Annotated in this window: 20 protein-coding genes and 1 tRNA gene; 6 read left to right on the top strand and 15 right to left on the bottom strand. The window is 69.7% G+C overall.

Annotated elements, in window-relative coordinates; genetic code table 11:
* Positions 1–87: 87 nt before the first annotated feature.
* Entirely contained in the window at positions 88–729 is a 642-nt protein-coding gene (locus ACGFJ2_RS37110; RefSeq protein ID WP_393476495.1) for a 2'-5' RNA ligase family protein, read from the bottom strand.
* Positions 730–948: 219 nt separating this feature from the next.
* The gene (locus ACGFJ2_RS37105; protein ID WP_358181356.1) at positions 949–1302 is read right to left on the bottom strand and encodes a putative quinol monooxygenase; all 354 of its coding nucleotides are present in this window, start codon (positions 1300–1302) and stop codon (positions 949–951) included.
* A gap of 58 nt (positions 1303–1360) precedes the next feature.
* On the opposite strand from ACGFJ2_RS37105, the gene ACGFJ2_RS37100 reads away from it, so the two are divergent.
* A complete protein-coding gene (locus tag ACGFJ2_RS37100) occupies positions 1361–1666 on the top strand; it encodes an ArsR family transcriptional regulator (protein WP_357939959.1) in 306 nt (101 codons plus the stop codon).
* 528 nt (positions 1667–2194) lie between these two features.
* Positions 2195–2413 (top strand): type II toxin-antitoxin system VapB family antitoxin, encoded by a 219-nt coding sequence (locus ACGFJ2_RS37095; RefSeq protein ID WP_357939957.1) that lies wholly within the window; start codon positions 2195–2197, stop codon positions 2411–2413.
* A gap of 255 nt (positions 2414–2668) precedes the next feature.
* Here the strand turns inward: ACGFJ2_RS37095 and ACGFJ2_RS37090 are convergent.
* From ACGFJ2_RS37090 to ACGFJ2_RS37065, 6 genes are all read right to left on the bottom strand, one after another.
* Positions 2669–2741, bottom strand: a tRNA-Ala gene (locus ACGFJ2_RS37090).
* Positions 2742–2848: 107 nt separating this feature from the next.
* Positions 2849–4372 carry a von Willebrand factor type A domain-containing protein gene (locus tag ACGFJ2_RS37085; protein WP_393476490.1) on the bottom strand — a complete coding sequence of 508 codons (1524 nt, stop codon included), beginning with the start codon at positions 4370–4372 and terminating at the stop codon, positions 2849–2851.
* Between the two features lie 95 nt (positions 4373–4467).
* A complete protein-coding gene (locus ACGFJ2_RS37080; protein ID WP_393476487.1) occupies positions 4468–5031 on the bottom strand; it encodes an isoprenylcysteine carboxyl methyltransferase family protein in 564 nt (187 codons plus the stop codon).
* Positions 5028–6047 (bottom strand): 3-oxoacyl-[acyl-carrier-protein] synthase III C-terminal domain-containing protein, encoded by a 1020-nt coding sequence (locus tag ACGFJ2_RS37075; RefSeq protein WP_358181346.1) that lies wholly within the window; start codon positions 6045–6047, stop codon positions 5028–5030. The genes ACGFJ2_RS37080 and ACGFJ2_RS37075 overlap by 4 nt, the downstream gene beginning before the upstream one ends.
* Before the next feature lie 114 nt (positions 6048–6161).
* Positions 6162–7247, bottom strand: coding sequence for a methyltransferase (locus tag ACGFJ2_RS37070; protein WP_393476484.1), 1086 nt, complete (start codon positions 7245–7247; stop codon positions 6162–6164).
* The gene (locus ACGFJ2_RS37065; protein WP_358181340.1) at positions 7231–7929 is read right to left on the bottom strand and encodes a helix-turn-helix domain-containing protein; all 699 of its coding nucleotides are present in this window, start codon (positions 7927–7929) and stop codon (positions 7231–7233) included. The genes ACGFJ2_RS37070 and ACGFJ2_RS37065 overlap by 17 nt, the downstream gene beginning before the upstream one ends.
* Positions 7930–7979: 50 nt before the next feature.
* On the opposite strand from ACGFJ2_RS37065, the gene ACGFJ2_RS37060 reads away from it, so the two are divergent.
* Positions 7980–8390 carry a hemerythrin domain-containing protein gene (locus tag ACGFJ2_RS37060; RefSeq protein ID WP_393476481.1) on the top strand — a complete coding sequence of 137 codons (411 nt, stop codon included), beginning with the start codon at positions 7980–7982 and terminating at the stop codon, positions 8388–8390.
* A 48-nt stretch (positions 8391–8438) separates the two neighbouring features.
* Here the strand turns inward: ACGFJ2_RS37060 and ACGFJ2_RS37055 are convergent, their stop codons facing one another.
* Positions 8439–8972 carry a TetR/AcrR family transcriptional regulator gene (locus ACGFJ2_RS37055; protein ID WP_393476478.1) on the bottom strand — a complete coding sequence of 178 codons (534 nt, stop codon included), beginning with the start codon at positions 8970–8972 and terminating at the stop codon, positions 8439–8441.
* Between the two features lie 80 nt (positions 8973–9052).
* Between ACGFJ2_RS37055 and ACGFJ2_RS37050 the strand changes: the two genes are divergently transcribed.
* Positions 9053–9742: an SDR family NAD(P)-dependent oxidoreductase gene (locus ACGFJ2_RS37050; RefSeq protein WP_393476475.1), complete on the top strand. Its 690-nt coding sequence runs from the start codon at positions 9053–9055 to the stop codon at positions 9740–9742.
* Between the two features lie 93 nt (positions 9743–9835).
* Here the strand turns inward: ACGFJ2_RS37050 and ACGFJ2_RS37045 are convergent, their stop codons facing one another.
* Positions 9836–11374: a carboxyl transferase domain-containing protein gene (locus ACGFJ2_RS37045; RefSeq protein ID WP_357939939.1), complete on the bottom strand. Its 1539-nt coding sequence runs from the start codon at positions 11372–11374 to the stop codon at positions 9836–9838.
* 130 nt (positions 11375–11504) lie between these two features.
* Here ACGFJ2_RS37045 and ACGFJ2_RS37040 point away from each other — a divergent pair, with 130 nt between their 5' ends.
* Positions 11505–12482: a hypothetical protein gene (locus ACGFJ2_RS37040; RefSeq protein WP_393476471.1), complete on the top strand. Its 978-nt coding sequence runs from the start codon at positions 11505–11507 to the stop codon at positions 12480–12482.
* On the opposite strand, the gene ACGFJ2_RS37035 is transcribed toward ACGFJ2_RS37040, so the two are convergent.
* Positions 12470–12862, bottom strand: a complete 393-nt coding sequence (locus ACGFJ2_RS37035; RefSeq protein WP_358181330.1) for a DUF3224 domain-containing protein — start codon at positions 12860–12862, stop codon at positions 12470–12472. The genes ACGFJ2_RS37040 and ACGFJ2_RS37035 overlap by 13 nt on opposite strands.
* A gap of 36 nt (positions 12863–12898) precedes the next feature.
* Positions 12899–14062 carry an FAD-binding protein gene (locus ACGFJ2_RS37030; RefSeq protein ID WP_393476467.1) on the bottom strand — a complete coding sequence of 388 codons (1164 nt, stop codon included), beginning with the start codon at positions 14060–14062 and terminating at the stop codon, positions 12899–12901.
* A gap of 150 nt (positions 14063–14212) precedes the next feature.
* On the opposite strand from ACGFJ2_RS37030, the gene ACGFJ2_RS37025 reads away from it, so the two are divergent.
* Entirely contained in the window at positions 14213–14566 is a 354-nt protein-coding gene (locus ACGFJ2_RS37025) for a PLDc N-terminal domain-containing protein (protein WP_358442191.1), read from the top strand.
* On the opposite strand, the gene araA is transcribed toward ACGFJ2_RS37025, so the two are convergent.
* From araA to araB, 3 genes are read right to left on the bottom strand one after another with little or no spacing between them, the layout of a single operon-like run.
* Positions 14563–16017, bottom strand: a complete 1455-nt coding sequence (araA, locus tag ACGFJ2_RS37020) for an L-arabinose isomerase (protein ID WP_357939929.1) — start codon at positions 16015–16017, stop codon at positions 14563–14565. The two genes, ACGFJ2_RS37025 and araA, sit on opposite strands and share 4 nt — an antisense overlap.
* Entirely contained in the window at positions 16014–16676 is a 663-nt protein-coding gene (locus ACGFJ2_RS37015; RefSeq protein WP_357939927.1) for an L-ribulose-5-phosphate 4-epimerase, read from the bottom strand. The genes araA and ACGFJ2_RS37015 overlap by 4 nt, the downstream gene beginning before the upstream one ends.
* A complete protein-coding gene (araB, locus tag ACGFJ2_RS37010; protein ID WP_393477134.1) occupies positions 16673–18298 on the bottom strand; it encodes a ribulokinase in 1626 nt (541 codons plus the stop codon). Before araB ends, ACGFJ2_RS37015 begins: the two co-directional genes overlap by 4 nt.
* Between the last annotated feature and the right edge of the window lie 58 nt (positions 18299–18356).

The following is an 18356-nucleotide window of genomic DNA, read 5'->3' as shown; positions in this document are numbered from 1 at the left end:
CACGATGGCTTTAGCATGCCCCCAAATAGCATCTACGCATTTCTGACGCCATTTCAAGTACTAAGAATCAAACTGACCAACTATTCTCTATCGAGCCCCGAGAGGCACCGTCGTGCGGGTGGTCCAGCGATAGAGCCACTCGGGATCAAGAACCCGGTTCTGCACGATCAGCGCAACCTGCTCGACGTCCACAATGACCGGCGCGGCTTCGACCGCGCTCAGGGCGTCGATATATGGCCTGGCTGGTCCTGGTGTGTTGATGTAGGTCAGGCTGACGTGCGGGTGAAAGCCCTTGGCTTGCTCTGCTGCCGTGGGCGCGTTCCCCAGCACCTCGGCGATGCCGCTCCTGATCTCGCCCCACATCTGATGCAGCGGCCCTGTGGGAGTCGGAGCCAGTACAACTCCCTCACCGAGCAAGGCCGGCCGGTGGAAGGTCAGCTCAACGGGGGTCAACCCGCCCAGACGGACCCGTACGGCCTCGGTAATCTGGTCAAGCTGCTCCTCGGACACCTCGTCGACGAACCCGACCGCTTGCACGGTGAGATGTAGCCATCGCGCGGGTATCGGGTTGTGCTCCTCGATCGTTGCGAGGGCCGCTTGGTAGCGCTCGGCGAGCTGATGCAGTTGTGGCGCGTGCTCGAAGGTCAGGTGCCAGGTGTAGACCAGGCGCCCCGGCCGCCACCCTTCCCGAGGCCACCAGTGCGAGCGCACCTCGTCGGTGTCATGCATGCTCATTGAACCGCCTCAGATCTGTGAGGGAACGTCGGGAGCTTGCTCGTCCTGCTCGATTGTGTACTCGTCGATGATTGTGACGCGGTCGGCGGCTAGTGCGGTGACCGGAAAGGTTCACCGGGTTGGGGGACGGCGAATATCCACCCTTGGGTGTTCGATTCGGTGAGCGTTCAGGGGGACCACGTTGGCGGCCTGCGCGTTCCAGAAGCGAGCGCGCTACGCGTCCTGCTGTGGTGACTCGGCCGGAGCGTTCGCGGTGAGAGGCGTCAACCAGTGGATCTCCAGGTCCTCGCGCAGGTAGTTCATGCGAGTTTTCTGGAACTGGACGAGGTTGGGCTGGGCGAGGTGATTGCGCAGGTCGTCCCCCGAACGCCACAGCTCGTAGAAGACCAGCGTGGTGGGGTCGGAGGCATCGCGATGGACCTGGTACTGCCAGGCGCCCGGCTCGGCACGAGTCGACTCGACGAACGAAAGGAGCAGGCTTTCCAGCTCCTGGGCGCGTTCCGGGCGGGGGCGGGCGTATCCGTAGATGCCGATGGGGCCGGTTCCCTCAGGTATGACGATATTCATACCTGAGGAGGTTAGCCATGCCCGAGGTATGATGCAAGCCGTACCTGAAGGAGGAGATATGGAGCTCGGCAAAGTGCTCGCCGCGCTCGCCGACGACTCCCGGCGGCGCATGGTGGCCGAGCTCGCGGCCGATCCCAAGGATCAGGAGCGGGCATGCGGATCCTTCGACCTGCCGGTGAAAAAAGCCACACGAACCCATCACTTCCGGGTTCTGCGGGAGGCCGGCCTGGTCGCGCAGCGCGATCATGGCAACGGGAGCACGTTGAGGCTGCTCAGGAAGGACATCGAGCAGCACTATCCCGGCCTACTACAGCTACTCGTCGTCGAGCTCGGCCAGTCGGGTGAAGACGACGCCACGTCATGACACAAGGTGAGCACCGTATTCCGCATCATGCGTCTCGTCGAGGGTGACGAGCAACGTGACCTCGCCTTCGACGGCGTGACATCGGACCACGATATTCGCGGGGCCGACAGTCTCGCCGGCCTGACGGTCGAGGCACTCGAGCCGGTGAACCTTTCCGGTCACAGCACTAGATGGATTCCGACGCTTCCAGGATGCTCTTGTCCTCGGCACCCCTGCATGACCTGGCTGCCCTGCGGCAGGCCGAGCGTGGCGGCCTTCTCGAGGTGGCGCTGCGGGCGATCCACTGGTTTCGGGCGGGGTGGTGTTCCCTTTTCCGCGCGATCACTTGCAGACGACCTGGAGAAAGCGCGTCTGCTCCATGATCTACCTGCAGCCCTATCCGAGCGAATCGATGGCGCGCATTTCCTGGTTGATCAGCGGAATGGTGGAGTAATTGAGCGAGTGGACCACTGATCCAAGAGCGAGACGTCATGGACATCCATCACGATGTCCATGACACCCCCCGCAAGCGTGAAGGACGGTGATCCCATGAGCATGGTGAAGACCGCGATCGAGATCGACCAGGAGGCCCTGGCGATAGCCGCCGAAGTTCTCGGCACCAAGACGAAGAAGGACACGGTCAACGCAGCCCTCCGCGAGGTGGGGCAGCGGTTGGTGCGGCTGCGGGCCCTGGCCGCGCTTGCCGAGATGGCCGACCGTGGAGAATTCGATGAGTTCGTTGGCAACAAGGCGGCTTATCGCCTGTGACACACCAACTGCATTCACTCCTCAGCGGCTAACCATCATGGCCTCTTCAGCGGATGCCGGAAATGATCGATGTCCGGCCGACAAGATCTTCAGATGGCCCGATCGGGCAACGGGTAACGCGTGGGCGAAGCCCACGCCCAAAACAAGCGCCCGGAGCGAAACGGAGGCCCTACAGGGGTCGCGGCTACAGCGCGACTGGGCAACGCCTGAGGCCCTTGAGCGCGAAGCGCCCCCTATGAAGCCCTTGAGGGGAAGTGGAGCTATGGGGATTCGAACCCCAGACCTCCTCCATGCCATGGAGGCGCGCTACCAACTGCGCCATAGCCCCTTGAACCGTCCCCAAGTGTATCCGACTCCCAGCCCCGGGCAGCCGCCCCCAAGCAACTGGGCCGCCTCTCAAGGAAGCGGCCCAGCCGGAAAATGCCTGGTTAACGGCTACCCCACCGAGCGGGCCTTGTCGATGAGTCCTGCCAGCTCAGTCACCATCGGGTCCTCCGCCGCCTCCGCCAGCCGTTTGGCCTGCTCCCCCAGCGTCGGCAGGGTCAGCCCGAACGCCTCCCGGTCCCGCATGTACACCGCGAAAGCCGCCGCCACGACGTCCACCTGCAGCCGCACCGGCGCCTTCTCCCATACCGACTCCGTCAGCGCCCCCACGTCCACCGACTTGCTCGTCTCGGCGGGGTTCCTGGTGTCGGGGTTCTGCCAGCGTACGGTCGCCTGGGCCAGCTGCCCCGTCGCGCCTGACTTGAGCCGTACCGCGTAGAGAGCCGTGACCGAGTGGCCGGGGCCGATCTCGCCGCCGTCCCTGTTGTCGTCGCGGAACTCCTCGGTGGACAGGGCGCGGTTCTCGTACCCGATGAGCTGGTAGCCCTCCACCACCGAGGGGTTGAACACCACCTGCGCCTTGGCGTCGCGCGCCCGCAGCTCGATCGTGGCCGGGAGCTGGGAGGCGAAGACCTTGTCCGCGTCTTCCTGCGTGCTGACATAGACGGCGGCGCCGTCTCCGTTGTCCGCCAGCTGTTCCATCAGCTGGTCGCCGTAGTCGCGGCCGACGCCGACGGTCAGCAGGGTGACCTGCCGGCCCGCGTACTCCTTGACCCGGTCCAGGATGGAACGCCACTCGGTGCTGCCCTGGTTGGCCAGGCCGTCGGAGAGCAGGATGACCCGGTTGGTGGCCGCGGGGCGGAACGCCTTGGCCGCCTGCTCATAGCCGGTGACCAGCCCGGCCTCGAGGTTGGTGCTGCCGGCCACGGTCAGCTGGTCGACCGCCGCGTGCAGCTCGGTACGGGCGGCCAGCGGCGTCATCGAGGCCAGCACCGTGGCCTCGTCGCTGAAGGAGACGATCGACACCTGGTCGCCCGGCGCGAGCTGGTCGATCAGCGTATGCAGGGACTGCTTCACCAGGTCGAGGCGGCCGGGCTCGGCCATCGACCCGGACACGTCGATCACGAAGGTGAGGTTGGCGGGGCGCCGCGCCGCCGCGTCGGAGGCGCGCGTCTGCAGGCCGACGCGCAGGACGGCCTGGTTGCGTGACGGCATCATGGCGCCGTCGACGTGCACGGTGAACCCGTCGTCCCGCGGCTGCGCGTAGTCCTGCCGGAACGCGTTGACGAACTCCTCCGGCCGGATCTGCCCCGGTTCGGGCCAGCGTCCTTCCTGGAGGGTACGGCGGGCATAGGTGTACGAAGCGGTGTCCACGTCCAGGGCGAACGTCGAGATCTGCTCCGCCGACGTGTCCTTCTGCTCCTCGGGAGCGGCGCTTGCGGACGCGCTCGCCCGAGCCTCGGGCTTGGCATCCGCGGGGAGTTCGGGCCTGGACGAAGCCGACGGTGCGGCCCTGGACGAAGCGGGCGCCCGAAGGGCGGAGTCTCCCTTGTTCCCCCCGGGACCACCGCCGCAAGCGGCCAGTGCCAGGAGTCCAGCAATTCCGACGCTGATCGCCAAAGGACGAAATTTCATCGCAACCACCTCCGGCCCGTATGACGGCTCCCGGAAATGGCCTGGCCGGGCCGGTGACGCAAGCGAGCGCAAACCGCGATCAACACGTGATCCGGTCAGCCGACCAGCGCCGCCTCCTCCACCCGGATGCGAATCGTCAGCAACACCCCGTTCACCAGCGTGAACGCCAGCGCGGTGAGCCAGGCGGTGTGGACGAGCGGCAGAGCCACCCCCTCCGCGACCACGGCCACGTAGTTCGGATGACGCAGCCACCTGTACGGCCCGGCGCCGACCAGCGGCATCCCTGGCACCACGACGACGCGGGTGTTCCACTGCCTGCCCAGGGTGGCGATGCACGACCAGCGCAGCCCCTGGGCCAGCAGGACGATCGCGAGCATCGGCCAGCCGAGCGCCGGGATGAAGGGCCGGTCGAGCAGCCATACCTCGGCCGGGCAGGCCAGCAGGAGTCCGGTATGGGCCAGGACGATCCAGGGATAGTGCCGCCGGCCGTACTCGATGCCGCCCTTCGACCTGGCCCAGGCCAGGTTGCGGCGGGCCACGGCCAGCTCGGCCAGCCGCTCAGCGACGACCAACCCGATCAGCAGCGTGTACGGACTCATCAGGCTCGCGTACGCACCCACCAGCCCGATCACCAGCCCGTACGGACTCAAAACAGTCACCAGTGCAGCAGGAGCAACTCGGCCGAGAAGCCGGGCCCGAGGGCGAGCAGCACGGCCGGCTGGCCCGGGCGGCCGCGCGTCTCCTGCAGGACGTGCAGTACCGAGACCGACGACATGTTCCCGTGCTCGCGCAGTGACCGCCACGTGACCTCCAGAGCCGCCGGATCCAGGCCCAGCCGCTCCACGATCTTGTCGATCACCTTCGGGCCGCCGGGGTGGCAGATCCAGGTGCCGACCTGTTCGGGGGTGAGTCCGTTGTCGGCGAGGAAGCCCTTGATGTCGCCCGCGAGCACCTTCTCCACGAAGGCGGTGAGTTCGGCGTCCAGCACGAGGCGAAAGCCCCGCTCGCTCACCTGCCAGCCCATGAGGTGCTCCGTGCCCGAGTACAGCCTGCTGCGCGTGGCCACCACCTCCGGCCCGTGGCCGCGTCCCACCGCGACCACGGCCGCCGCGCCGTCGCCGAACAGGCCGCTGGCGACCAGGTTCGCGATCGAGGTGTCGTCGCGCTGAGTGGTCAGCGAGCACATCTCCACGCAGACCAGCGCCGCCACCTGTTCGGGCCAGCCGCGCAGGTAGTCGTTCAGCCGCGACAGGCCCGAGGCCCCCGCTGCGCAGCCGAGCCCGAACACCGGCACCCGTTTGACGTCCGGCCGCAGTCCCACGCGCTGGATCAGCCGCGCGTCCAAGGACGGCGTGGCGAGGCCGGTGGTCGAGCAGAACACCAGGTGATCCACCCGCCGGGGTGATATGCCCGCCTTGTCCAGCGCACCACGGAGTGCCCGTTCGCTCAGGTCGAGCGCGATCTCAAGGTAGATGTCGTTGGCGCGGCCGAACGAGTCCAGCTTGGCGTAGTCGTCCAGCGGGAGGGCCAGGTTCCGGCTCTGGACGCCGGTGGCTGCGTGGAAGCGTTCGAGCTGATCGAGGTCGGCCTCGGTCAGCCGGGAGAACGCCTCGGTGATCTCCGCCTGCGCGTAGCGGTAATCGGGCAAAACGGTCTGTACCCCCGAAATGTGCATGTATCTCTTCTGCCGCGGAGAGGGGGCGGCTAACCTGCGGCCGCGCTCATGCCCGTACGCGCCGGGCTTCTGAGCCGTTCGAGCCGGAGTACACCGCTCAAACGCCACAGCCTTTCAGCAGGCGAGCCGCCACAAAGACGTCACCTCGGCGGCCCGCGCGGCCCTCAGCGGGTCGGTGCCGTCGGACGCGCGCCGGTGACGCGGCCGTGTGTCGAGCCGATCCATGACCCGCACCCCCGCGCCGTCGAACGCCGCCATCAGGTCGGCACGAGACCGCAGGCCAAGATGTTCGGCCAGGTCCGACAGCACCAGCCACCCTTCACCGCCCGGCTCCAGATGCTCGGCCAGGCCGTCGAGGAAGCCCCGGAGCATGCACCCACCGGGGTCGTACACCGCCCGGTCGAGCGGCGACGACGGCTCGGCGGGCAACCAGGGCGGGTTGCACACGACGAGCGACGCGCGCCCCGGCGGGAACAGGTCGGCCGCCACCACGTCGACCCGATCGGCCAGGCCCAGCCGGGCCATGTTGTCGCGGGCGCAGACCACCGCGCGCCGGTCGAGGTCGGTGGCCACGACCCGCTCGACGCCCCGCCTGGCCAGCACCGCGGCCAGAACTCCGGTGCCCGTGCCGAGGTCGAAGGCCAGCCGCTTGCCGGGCAGCGGCGCCTGGGCCACCAGATCAATGTATTCGCCGCGAATCGGGGAGAACACTCCGTAATGCGGATGGATCCGGGCACCCAGCGCCGGGACCTCAACGCCCTTCTTGCGCCATTCGTGCGCGCCGATCAGCCCGAGCAGCTCGCGCAACGACCCCACGTACGGACCCTCCGCCGGCCCGTAGACCTCCTCGCACGCCTGCCGCACGTCGGGAGCGCGGGTGAGCGGGATGACGTGGCCTTCGTCGTACGGGATCAGCAGCAGGCCGAGCGTCCGCGCCCGCCGGCCCTGGGCCTGGCGGTAGCGGTCGAACGTGGCGCCGGGCTCGGCCGGCTCGCACCGGCGGCCCATCGCCTGAAGCAGCTGCCGGGCGTTCTGGAAGTCGCCGCGCCACAGCAGGGCGGTGCCCTCGCGAGCCAGGCGGTAGGCGGTGTCGGCCTTCATCCGGTCGTCGGCGATCACCACCCGAGCCGGTGGCGGCGCCTCCAGCGCGGAGCGCCACGCCGCCGAATACTCTTCGCCCGCCTCAGTCCATGTGATCATCAGGCTCAGACCGTTTCACGGACGACCGGCCCATGGCCAACCCTTTTAGCAGCAGCCCGGCCACGAGAGCGCGCAGCCCCTCGCCGTAGGTGTCGCGCGCGGTGAGCTCCTCCCACCGCTCGCCCACCGCCGCGAGCCGCGGCAACGCCTCGGCGTCGAGCGCGGCGAACACCTGCCGCCGGTACGTCGGCCCGCCCTGCTCCCGCCTGCGCAACGCCGCCGCCCGCGCGGTGATCTCCCCCGCCGTGTAGTGCCAGATGATCCGGTACGCGGCCACGGCCCGCTCCAGCGGCAGCCCGGCGCGTACGGCCGCGTCGATGATCATCTCCGGATACCACAGCGCGTTGACCGAGAGCAGGTCGTCCGCCCTGAGGACGTCCACGATCCACGGGACGCCCGCCAGCGCGTCGTGCATGGCGATGGCCGCCGCGGCCATCCGCTCGCCCGGCTCGTCCGGGAGCTCGGGCCGGGGCATCGCCGCCGCGTAGTCATCGAGCAGCAGCAGCAGGAGTTCCTCCTTGTCGTGCACGTGGTGGTAGAGGGCCATGGGCGTGGTGCCGACCTCACGGGCCAGCCTGCGCATCGTCAGGCTCTCCGTCCCTTCGGCCTCGATGAGCCGGTGGGCGGCGGACACGATGTCCGCCCGGGAGATCTTGGGCGGCCGTCCAGTACGTGCGGGCATCTTGTCATGCTACTTTCTATACGCGTATAGAAACTCAGAAGGGGTGTGACATGAGCGCCGAACGACTCATCGCCATGGGTGACGAGCTGGTGAAGCTGCACGACGGCTTCCGGCGGGAGCTCGCGGAGCTGCGGCGGGCACCCGGCTCGCGGCCCGAGCTGCGGGAGCACTGCCTGACGTTCTGCGACGCGCTGCACGCCCATCACACCGGCGAGGACGGCGTCCTGTTCCCGCACCTGGCGGGCGCGCATCCCGAGCTGGTGGAGGTGCTGGCCCGGCTGCGCGCCGAGCACGAGGTGGTGGCGCGGCTGCTCGCCCGGATCCGCGAGCTCCCCGACGAGGGCGATGTCGGCGCCGAGCTCGATCAGCTGTCCCGCGAACTGGAGGCGCACCTCGACTACGAGGAGGAGCAGTTGGTGCCGCTGCTCAACGCGATGAACGACTTCCCTGAGGGTCTCTAAGCAGTCGGCGCCGTCGCTCAACGCGAAGACCGACTTCCCCGAGGAGCTCTAACCGACCGGCGGCGCGGGTCTCAAGGCGTCGAGCATGAGTGTGAAGTGGCGCCGCCACCGGCTCGCGTCGGCCTGCGCCACGCGCGAGTTGGCCATGATGAAGAACGCCAGATCAAGCGGGCCGATGTCGAGCCGCAGCACCCCCGCCGCCTGCGCCCGCTCCACCAGCCGGCGGATCAGCTGATTGATCTCGGCCTGATCGTCCTGGTGGGACGCGCAGGCCAGCTCGGTGAAGGCTTGGTCGGCGGCCTGCAGCTCGCAGGTGCGCTCCAGGAAACCCGCCAGCCCAAGCCACGGGTCGTCGGCGGCGAGCGACTCGCGGGCCAGGTCGCTCCAGGCCGCCATCTTCTCGTCGAGAATCGCGTCGACCAGATCGCCGCGCTCGGGAAAGTGCCGGTAGAGGGTGCCGATCGCGACGCCTGCCCGCCTGGCCACGGCCTCCAGCGGCGCGTCCACGCCCCGCTCGGCCAGCACCTCACGGGCCGCCGTGACCAAGGCCTCACGGTTGCGCTGGGCGTCGCGGCGAATCACACCGGCCATCCTATCGAAGTCGAGGCATACCCTCACTTTCCTGCTAACCTGAGGCATACCCTCGACTTAAGGAGCCAGACATGAAGATCGCGATCATCGGCGCGGGGCCCGGCATCGGCCTGGCCGTGGCCCGCAGGTTCGGCCGGGAAGGCTTCGATGTGGCACTGACCGCCCGCGACGCCGGGCGCCTCACCGCGCTGACCGGCACGCTCGCCCACGAAGGCGTCACGGCGTCCGCGCATCCCGGCGACCTGACCGATCCCGCTTCGCTGACGACGGCCCTCGACGGCATGGGGCCGGTCGACGTCCTCGTCTACAACGGCGGCGGCACCGCCGCCTCCCGCACCTCCGCGCTGGACGTGACGCGGGAGAGCGCGCAGGACGCCTTCGACGGAGCGGTGCTGGGCGCGGTCACAGCGGTCCGCGCGGTGCTGCCCGGGATGCTCGACCGTGGCTCCGGCACGCTGCTGTTCACCTCGGGCATCTCGGCCGTCCACCCGATCGACTTCCTGGGCAACATCGGCATCGCCGTGGCGGGGCTGCGCAACTACGTCCTCGCCCTGGCGCAGGCGGTGTCACACCGTGGCGTCCATGTGGGCCATGTCCCCATCGGTGCCGCCGTCGCGCCGGGCTCTCCGGCCTCCCCCGAGGCGGTGGCCGAGACCCACTGGCGCCTGCACACCGATCGCGACCGCAACGAGGTGATCCTGGGCGACCTGGCCACGGTCCAAGCCGCGATCGACCAACTGAGCACCGCCCCGGCCCCCTGACCAGACCGCAGGGCCCAAGACCCGCCGACCCGGTCACGGTCAGGCGGCGGACGGGAGGCCCGGTAACAGGCGAGTCGTGTGCCAGAGGTCCGGTTACGGGCGGGTCGTGTGTCGGGGGCCCGGGTCGAGGACGGCGTAGGCGTCGTGGACCCACTCCGTGAGTACCGGCCGCGTCTGCGCCGGATCGATGATGTCCTCGACGAGGAACGCCTCCGCCGTCCTGAACGGTGATCTGACCGCCTCCAGCCGCTCGGCGATCTCCGCCTTCAGCGTCTCCGCCTCCGGCCCCGCCTCGGCGAGCAGGCGTTTGAAGGCCACCTCCAGCCCGCCCTCGATCGGCAGCGAGCCCCAGTCACCCGACGGCCAGGCGACCCGCAGGCCGTACCTGTCGTGGGGCCGGTGCGCGGCGCCCGCGACGCCGAAGACGCGGCGGACCAGCACGGACGCCCATGGGATGGTCGACTGGTAGACGGCGGCCAGCGCGCGGGCGCCGTGCCTGATGGTGCCGGCCCGCTCGGCGGCGCTGCCGATCACGAAGCCGGGCTGGTCCACGAGGTGGACGACCGGCAGGTGGAACGTCTCGGCCAGGTCCACGAACCTGGCCGTCTTGTCCGCGCCCTGCGCCGTCATACCGCCGCCGTAGACGCGCGGGTCGGCGGTCAGCACGGCCACCGGGTGCCCGGCGAGGCGGGCGAGCGCGGTGATCGTGGAGGGTGCGAACCGCCTGCCGAGTTCCAGCACGCTCCCGGTGTCGAAGACGAGGTCCATGATCCGCCGCATGTCGTACGGCCGGCGCCGGTCCCTGGGCACGATGTCCCGCAGTTCCGACGCCTCCCTGCCGGAAATATCATCAGATTTCGCCACGGGCGGCAGCCGCCACGCGCTCTGCGGCAGGTACCCCAGCACCCGCCTGGCCAGCTCGAACGCCTCCTCCTCCGACTCGGCGACCAGGTCCACGGTCCCGGCCGCCGAAATGGTCCGCCACCCGCCCAGTTCCTCCTTGCCGACCCGCTCCCCCATCCCGGCCTCCACCACGGCCGGCCCGGCGACGAACACCTGGGAGAGCTCCTTGACCATGATCGATACGTGCGAGGTCACCAGGCGGGCCGCGCCCAGCCCGGCGACGGGACCCAGGGCCAGCGCGATCACCGGCACCCGGCCCAGGTTCGCCACCACCTGGTCCCAGCCGGGGTTGTGCGGTACGTACGTACGCCCGAGATCCTCCAGCTGCTTGACGCTGCCCCCGCCGCCGGTCCCGTCGATCAGCCTGAGCAGCGGGACCCGCATCTCCCCCGCCATGCGCTCGGCCAGCACCTGCTTCTCATGGATGGCGGCGTCAGCGGCCCCGCCGCGCACGGTGAAGTCGTCGCCCGCCACGACCACCCGCCGACCGGCGACCACGGCCCTGCCGATGATCACGTTCGACGGGGTGAAGCTCTCCAGCCCGTCCTTCCCGTACTCGGCCTGGCCGGTCAGCGCGCCGACCTCGCGCCAGCTGTCGGTGAGGGCGGCGAGGCGCTCGCGGATCGTCAGCCGCCCGGTCGCGTGCTGGCGGGCGACCCGTTCCTCGCCTCCCATGCGCTCGGCCAGCCGCTTGCGGCGTTCCAGTTCGGCGAGTTCGGGGTCCCACACGGCGTTCGTCCCTTCACCGGCTGATCGGTAACGATCCCTTGAACCTAAGGGCCGAATAGGACGATTGTCATAGAGAGGTCAGGATGGATGGCACCTCCCGTCGTGCCCGGTTCTCGGGAGCATCGGTTACATGCGACGCATCCTGCCGGCCTTCGGGCTCGCGCTCCTGTCTCCGCTCGTGGCCGAGTTCCTGCTCGGCGACTTCCCGCTCACCTCGCTGTACTTCCTGGTCCTGCTCGCCCCCACGTACGGCGGCGCCGCGCTGCTGATCCGCGAGGTGGCGCGCAGGGCGGGGATCGGCTGGCCGGGCATCGTGCTCATGTCCCTCGCCTACGGCGTGTTCGAGGAAGGGATCATGACGATGTCGCTGTTCAACCCCAACTACGCCGGTCAGCGGCTGCTCGATCCCGGGTTCGTCCCGGCCTTGGGGATCGGGGTGCCGTGGACGCTGTTCGTGCTGGCGCTGCACACCGTGTGGAGCATGAGCGTGCCCATCGCCCTGGTCGAGGAGCTGACCGGTGCGCGGCGCACCACGCCGTGGCTCGGCAAGGTCGGGCTGACCGTCACCGCCGTACTGGCCGTGCTGGGCGCGGCCCTGATGACGGTGTTCAGCTACATGAACGGGCACTTCCTGGCGTCGGTGCCGCAGCTGGTGTCGATCGTGGTGATCGTGGTGGCCCTCGTCGTGCTGGCCTTCCGCCTACCGCGCCGGACCAGCGCTGACCAAGCAGCGGGCAAGGCGCCCGCGCCCTGGCTGGTCCTCGTGGTGACGCTGGTGGCGGGCGTGCTGTTCGAGGCGCCGAACCTCCTGCTGGGCGACCAGGTCGGCCTGGGGATCACCCTGCTGGCCGGGGTCGAGGTGGGGATGACGGCCCTGGCCCTGTTCTGGTCGGCCCGGCGCGGATGGGACGGCAGGCACCGGATGGCGCTGGCGGGCGGCGCCCTGCTGACCTACGTGTGGCATGCCTTCTTCTCCGGCCCGGTCGTGCCGGCGACTCCCCTGATCAACCTGGTCAGCCACATCGTGTTCGGCCTCGGCGCGCTGGTCCTGCTCGCGTTCGCCGCCCGCCGCGTCGCCGTGGACGCCAATGTTCCTCAGAGCCGGTAGTCGAAGACGTACGAGTGTGAGCCGTCAGGGGCGATGAGGATGTCCATTTCCCCCTTGAGACCGCTCAGCCCGCCGGTGCCGGAGTCCGGGACGACCGAGACGCGCAGTGACTGCTCGCCCCGGTCGCCCACCGCGAAGTGCTGCAGGACGAAGCTGCCCGACCGGCCTGCCAACGTGCCCACGACCCGCTCCATCGCCACGTACGCACGGGAGTCCGCTACCGGTGTCAACGCCATGATCATGCTGACCGTGCTGGTGCCGGTCAGGTCGCCGTGGAAGGTCTTGCCCAGGGTGACGTGGGCGAGCGACACGCCGTCGCCCTCCTCGTACGGAGGCTGGGGCGTCCAGTCGGCGGTGTCGAAGGTTCCCTTGGCTGTCATGCGTCCCATGGTGCGGGTCATACCTGTCAGATCCGGTCAGGTATCCAGCAGCGTCCCTACGAAGTCGTTGCGGAACTTGCCCGCCGGGTCGTAGCGCCCCACCAGGTCCCGGAAGCGCTCCGGGCACGACGGCCAGCGGGTGAACAGTTTGCCCCAGTGCGGCCGGGGATCGAACGGCGCCAGCCGCTCCTCCACCAGCTCGATCACCGGGAGCACCGCCTCGGTGTCCTTGACCCAGGTGAAGTGCAGGCCCACCGTGTCACGGCCGAGATACGGACTGAGCCACAGGTCGTCGGCGGCGATCGTGCGCACCTCGGAGATCTGCAGCACCGGCCGGAGGCGGTCGCCGATAGCCCGCAGCTCGCGCAGCGCCTCGGCCGCCCGCCCTCTGGGCAGCAGGAACTCCGACTGCAGCTCGTCGCCCGCGCTGCTCGGCGGCGAGTCGGCCCGGAAGTGCGGCAGCCGCTCGTGCCACGCCCCCGGCACGCCGAGCTGTTCGGTACAGCTCCCGGCCGGCATGCCCGGCACCGGGTGGCGGGGCCCGTCGGCCGCGCGGGTGCCGTGCCAGTCACCGGGCGGCAGTTCGCTGCGGCGCTTGAGCCACACGGTGGTCGCCAGCCAGTTGGTGAACAGGCTGACGCTGTAGCCGGCCGACATGACGGCCTCGAAGTCGAAGTCGTCGGGCAGGCCCTCCCGGACGTACTGGCGCAGCTCGAAGGCGGGCACGAGGTCGAGCGTGACCGAGGTGACGATGCCGAGCGCGCCGAGCGCCACGACCGCGCCGGGGAAGTCGGCCTCACCCCGCGCGAGGGTGATCAGGGAGCCGTCGGCGGTGACGAGATCCAGCGCCGAAACGGCCGCCGACAGGCTCTGGTTGCCGCCGCCGGAGCCGTGCGTGCCGGTCGCGACCGAACCCGCCACCGAGATGTGCGGCAGCGAGGCCAGGTTGCCCAGCGCGAAACCGCTCGCGTGCAGCACGGGCGCGAGCTCCGCGTACGTCACCCGCCCGCCGACCCGCACGCGCGCCGCGGCGCTGTCGATCTCGATCTCGTACGGCAGGCGGTCCAGGGCGACCAGGTCACCCCTCGAGTCGGCGACGTCGTTGAAGGAGTGGCCACTGCCTAACGCCCGGATGGAGGTGGTGCCGGCGACAAGGCTCTGGAGCTCGTCGAGGGCGGAGGGATGATGCACGTTTTTCATCTGAAAGGCGATGTTTCCCGCCCAATTCTTCAACGTCACTGCCCTACAGTTCCATAGCTCTTGTCAGCGCCGCGAGGGGGCGCTAGTTTCGGGTGCCGCCGACGAAAGCGCCGACGACAAAGGCGCTCTGGCGCCGCCGAGGAGAATTCCGTGCTCTACCTGTCCGAGGCCCTCGGTCTGGCCACGCTCGTGCTCTGGCTGTACTGCCTCTTCGACGCGATCACCACGCCGGAAGAGGCGTGCCGCAACCTGCCGAAGATCCTCTGGGTGCTCGTCGTCCTGCTGTTCCCGCTGGTCGGCTCCATCATCTGGCTGGTGGCCGGGCGCCCGCAGGCGCTCCCGCCGGCGCGGCCGACCGGGTACCCCGAGTACGACCGGCCGGGGCGCGCGACCGCGAGCAACCCCGACGACGACGAGGAGTTCCTGCGCCGCCTCCGCGAGCGGGCAGAGGAACAACGCAGGAACGCCCCGAAGCCGCCTGACGACACCCCCAAGGGCGACTAGAAGCCCTGCGCCAGCCGGTAGTACGCCTGGTTCCAGCGCAGCTCCTTGGCGAACCCCCGAGCCGTCGTGTCCGCGTCGATGACCAGCAGCTCGACCCCGAGCATGTCGGCCAGGTCGGTCAGCTCCTCGGTGCCCACGGCCGTCGAGAGCACGGTGTGGTGCGGCGCGCCCGCGGTCAGCCACGCCTCGGCGGAGGTACGCAGGTTCGGCCGGGGCCGCCAGACCGCGCGCGCCACCGGCAGGTTGGGCAGCGGGTGCGGCGGCGCGACGATGTCGATCTCGTTGGCCACCAGCCGGAACCGGTCCCCCATGTCGGCGAGCCCGATGACGACGCCGGGACCCGGCTCGGCGTCGAACACCAGCCGCACCGGGTCCTCCCGGCCACCGATGCCCAGCGGGTGGATCTCGCACGACGGGGTGCCCGTGGCGATCGACGGGCAGACCTCCAGCATGTGCGCGCCGAGGATGAGCTCCTCGCCCGGCGTCATGTTGTAGGTGTAGTCCTCCATGAACGAGGTGCCGCCGGGCGCCATGGCCTTGAGCGTGCGCAGCAGCACCGAGGTCTTCCAGTCGCCCTCGCCGCCGAAGCCGTACCCGTCGGCCATCAGCCGCTGCACGGCCAGCCCGGGGAGCTGGCGCAGCCCGCCGAGGTCCTCGAAGTTCGTGGTGAACGCGCGGAACCCGCCCGCCTCCAGGAAGCCGCGCAGGCCCAGCTCGATCCTGGCGGCGTAGCGCAGCGAGTCGTTCCGCTCGCCCAGCAGCTCCGGAGCCACCCGGTAGAGCTCGGCGTACTCCTTGACCAGCGCCGTCACGTCTGCCTCGGAGGCGGCGTCCACGGCCTCGACCAGCTCGTTGACGCCGTAGGTGTTGACCGAGACGCCGAAGCGGAGCTGCGCCTCGACCTTGTCGCCCTCGGTGACGGCGACGTCGCGCATGTTGTCGCCGAACCTGGCGAGCTTGAGCGTACGCACCTCCGCCAGGCCCGCCGCCGCCCGCGACCAGGCGAGCACCCGGTCGGCCACGAACGGGTCGCTGACGTGCCCGGCCACGGTCTTGCGCGGCACGCCCAGCCGGGTCTGTATGTGGCCGAACTCGCGGTCGCCGTGCGCGGCCTGGTTGAGGTTCATGAAGTCCATGTCGATGGAGCTCCACGGCAGCTCAACGTTGGCCTGCGTGTGCAGGTGCAGCAGCGGCTTGCGCAGCGTGTCCAGCCCGGCGATCCACATCTTGGCGGGGGAGAAGGTGTGCATCCAGGCGATCACGCCGGCGCACGAGTCGTCGGCGTTGGCCTCCAGCATCACCCGCCTGATCGCGGCCGCGTCGGTGAGCACGGGCTTCCACTCGACGGGCACCGGGAGCGCCGCGGCGATTCGCTGCGACTGCTCGGCGACCTGGCGCAGCGTGTCCTCGCCGTACAGCCCCTGGCTGCCGGTCAGAAACCAGATCTTCAACGCGGGCTCCTCTGTTGTCCGTAGACGTTCTGATAGCGGTCGTACAGGCGGTCGATGTCGTCCTGGGCGATGGCCAGCGGCTCGCCGAGCTGCTTGGCCACGTGCACGGTACGGGCGACGTCCTCGCACATCACAGCGGCCTTGACCGCGGCTTTGGGGCTCGGGCCGATGCTGAAGACGCCGTGGTTCTGCATCAGCACGGCCCGCGAGCGGTGCCCCTTGAGCGTCTTCACGATGCCCTGGCCGATGGAGTCGTCGCCGATAAGTGCGAACGGCCCGACCGGGATCTCGCCGCCGAACTCGTCGGCCATGGCGGTCAGCACGCACGGGATGGCCTCGCCGCGCGCCGCCCAGGCGGAGGCGTAGGTGGAGTGGGTGTGCACCACCCCGTTCACCTCGGGCATGTTGCGATAGACGTAGGCGTGCGCGGCGGTGTCGCTGGACGGCGCGTGCTCGCCGGCCACCAGGTTGCCGTCGAGGTCGCAGACGACCATGTTCTGCGGCGTCAGCTCGTCGTAGGTGACGCCGGACGGCTTGATGACGAACAGGTCCTCACCGGGGACCCGGCCGGAGACGTTCCCGGCGGTCCAGACGACGAGGTTGTTGCGCACCAGCTCGGCGTGCAGGTCACAGACCGTCTTCCGCATGGCCTCGGTCATGAGCGGGCCTCGTTCCTGATCGCGCGTAGCGTGTGCAGCATTCGTCCATCCCCGAAGTAGTCGTGCAGCTTGCGGTATTCGGCGTAGAGCCGGTCGTAGGCGTCGGCCCGGTCCGCGTCGGGCACGTAGGCGTTCTCCTGCCGCGCGCCCATCACGGCCGCGGCCTGCTGGATGTCGTCGTACGCGCCCGCCGCGACGGCCGCGTGGATCGCCGAGCCGAGCGCGGGGCCCTGCTCGGAGTCGATGATCGAGAGCGGGCGGCGCAGCACGTCGGCGTAGACCTGCATGAGGAAGCGGTTCTTCAGCAGGCCGCCGGCCACCACGAACTCCGCCACCGGCACGCCCGACGACTCGAACGTCTCGACGATCACCCGGGCGCCGAACGCGGTGGCCTCGATGAGCGCGCGGTAGACGTCCTCGGGCTTGGTGGCCAGGGTCTGGCCGACGACCACGCCGGACAGGTCGTGGTCGACCAGCACCGAGCGGTTGCCGTTGTGCCAGTCGAGCGCGACCAGGCCGTGCTGCCCGACCCGCTGCCCGGCGGCCAGCTCGGTCAGGTAGTCGTGCACCGACTGCCCCCGGTCGGCCGCGAGCCGCGCGTACGAGGCGGGCACGGCGTTGTCGACGAACCAGGCGAAGATGTCGCCCACGCCCGACTGTCCCGCCTCATATCCCCACAGCCCCGGCACGATCCCGTCGCGGACCACCCCGCACATGCCGGGCACCTCGGCCAACTGGTCGGAGGGCATCACGTGACAGGTGGAGGTGCCCATGATGGCGACCATCTGGCCGGGCCGGACGGCGTCGGCCGCGGCGGAGGTGACGTGCGCGTCGACGTTGCCGACGGCGATGGCGATGCCCTCGGGCAGTTTGGTCCACTCGGCGGCCTGCGCGGTCAGCCGCCCGGCGAGCCCGCCCAGCGGAGACAGCTCATGCCCCAGCTTGCCGGCAAACCCGGAGAAGCCGGGGTTGAGGGCGGCGAGGAAGTCCTCGGACGGATAGCCCCCATCCTGAAAAATCCCTTTGTATCCGGCGGTGCAGACGTTGCGGGTCTCGACCCCGGTGAGCTGCCAGATGATCCAGTCGGCCGCCTCGATCCACCGCTCGGCCCGCCCATAGGTCTCCGGGTCCTCTTCGAGCACCTGCAGGCCCTTGGCGAACTCCCACTCCGAGGAGATCTTGCCGCCGTAGCGCGGCAGCCAGCTCTCCCCGCGCCGCGCGGCCAGCTCGTTGATCCGGTCGGCGTGCGCCTGCGCCGCGTGGTGCTTCCACAGCTTGGGCCAGGCGTGCGGCCGCTCGGGCGTCTGGAAGCAGAGCGGCGTGCCGTCGCCGGTGGTCGGCAGCACCGTGCACGCGGTGAAGTCGGTGCCGAGCCCGACGACCTGCGCCGGGTCGATCCCGGCCGCGGCCACGGCCTCGGGCACGGCGGTACGCAGCACGTCCAGCCAGTCCTGCGGGGACTGCAGCGCCCAGTCGGGTCCCAGCCGGACCTCGGAGCCGGGCAGCCGGTCTTCGATGACGCGGTGGGCGTACTCGTGCACGGCGGTGCCGACCTCGGCGCCGTCGCCGACCCGCACCACCACGGCGCGGCCGGACAGCGTGCCGAAGTCGACACCGATCACGTATGTGTTGTTGTTGTTAGCGTTCACACAATCTCCCTTGATCCGGTACGGCGGAGGC

It is taken from the genome of Nonomuraea sp. NPDC049028 (genome assembly GCF_043197735.1).
Classification (GTDB): Bacteria; Actinomycetota; Actinomycetes; order Streptosporangiales; family Streptosporangiaceae; genus Nonomuraea.
The sequence above is the reverse complement of the archived record's forward strand: the minus strand, read 5'-3'. Positions and strand labels throughout refer to the sequence as shown.

Bases quoted from the DNA above. Each gene is read 5' to 3' on its own strand.
- ACGFJ2_RS37110 (WP_393476495.1), bottom strand. From the start codon at position 729: ATGCATGACACCGACGAGGTGCGCTCGCACTGGTGGCCTCGGGAAGGG.
- ACGFJ2_RS37105 (WP_358181356.1), bottom strand. From the start codon at position 1,302: ATGAATATCGTCATACCTGAGGGAACCGGCCCCATCGGCATCTACGGA.
- ACGFJ2_RS37100 (WP_357939959.1), top strand. From the start codon at position 1,361: ATGGAGCTCGGCAAAGTGCTCGCCGCGCTCGCCGACGACTCCCGGCGG.
- ACGFJ2_RS37095 (WP_357939957.1), top strand. From the start codon at position 2,195: ATGAGCATGGTGAAGACCGCGATCGAGATCGACCAGGAGGCCCTGGCG.
- ACGFJ2_RS37085 (WP_393476490.1), bottom strand. From the start codon at position 4,372: ATGAAATTTCGTCCTTTGGCGATCAGCGTCGGAATTGCTGGACTCCTG.
- ACGFJ2_RS37075 (WP_358181346.1), bottom strand. From the start codon at position 6,047: ATGCACATTTCGGGGGTACAGACCGTTTTGCCCGATTACCGCTACGCG.
- ACGFJ2_RS37070 (WP_393476484.1), bottom strand. From the start codon at position 7,247: ATGATCACATGGACTGAGGCGGGCGAAGAGTATTCGGCGGCGTGGCGC.
- ACGFJ2_RS37065 (WP_358181340.1), bottom strand. From the start codon at position 7,929: ATGCCCGCACGTACTGGACGGCCGCCCAAGATCTCCCGGGCGGACATC.
- ACGFJ2_RS37060 (WP_393476481.1), top strand. From the start codon at position 7,980: ATGAGCGCCGAACGACTCATCGCCATGGGTGACGAGCTGGTGAAGCTG.
- ACGFJ2_RS37050 (WP_393476475.1), top strand. From the start codon at position 9,053: ATGAAGATCGCGATCATCGGCGCGGGGCCCGGCATCGGCCTGGCCGTG.
- ACGFJ2_RS37040 (WP_393476471.1), top strand. From the start codon at position 11,505: ATGCGACGCATCCTGCCGGCCTTCGGGCTCGCGCTCCTGTCTCCGCTC.
- ACGFJ2_RS37035 (WP_358181330.1), bottom strand. From the start codon at position 12,862: ATGACAGCCAAGGGAACCTTCGACACCGCCGACTGGACGCCCCAGCCT.
- ACGFJ2_RS37030 (WP_393476467.1), bottom strand. From the start codon at position 14,062: ATGAAAAACGTGCATCATCCCTCCGCCCTCGACGAGCTCCAGAGCCTT.
- ACGFJ2_RS37015 (WP_357939927.1), bottom strand. From the start codon at position 16,676: ATGACCGAGGCCATGCGGAAGACGGTCTGTGACCTGCACGCCGAGCTG.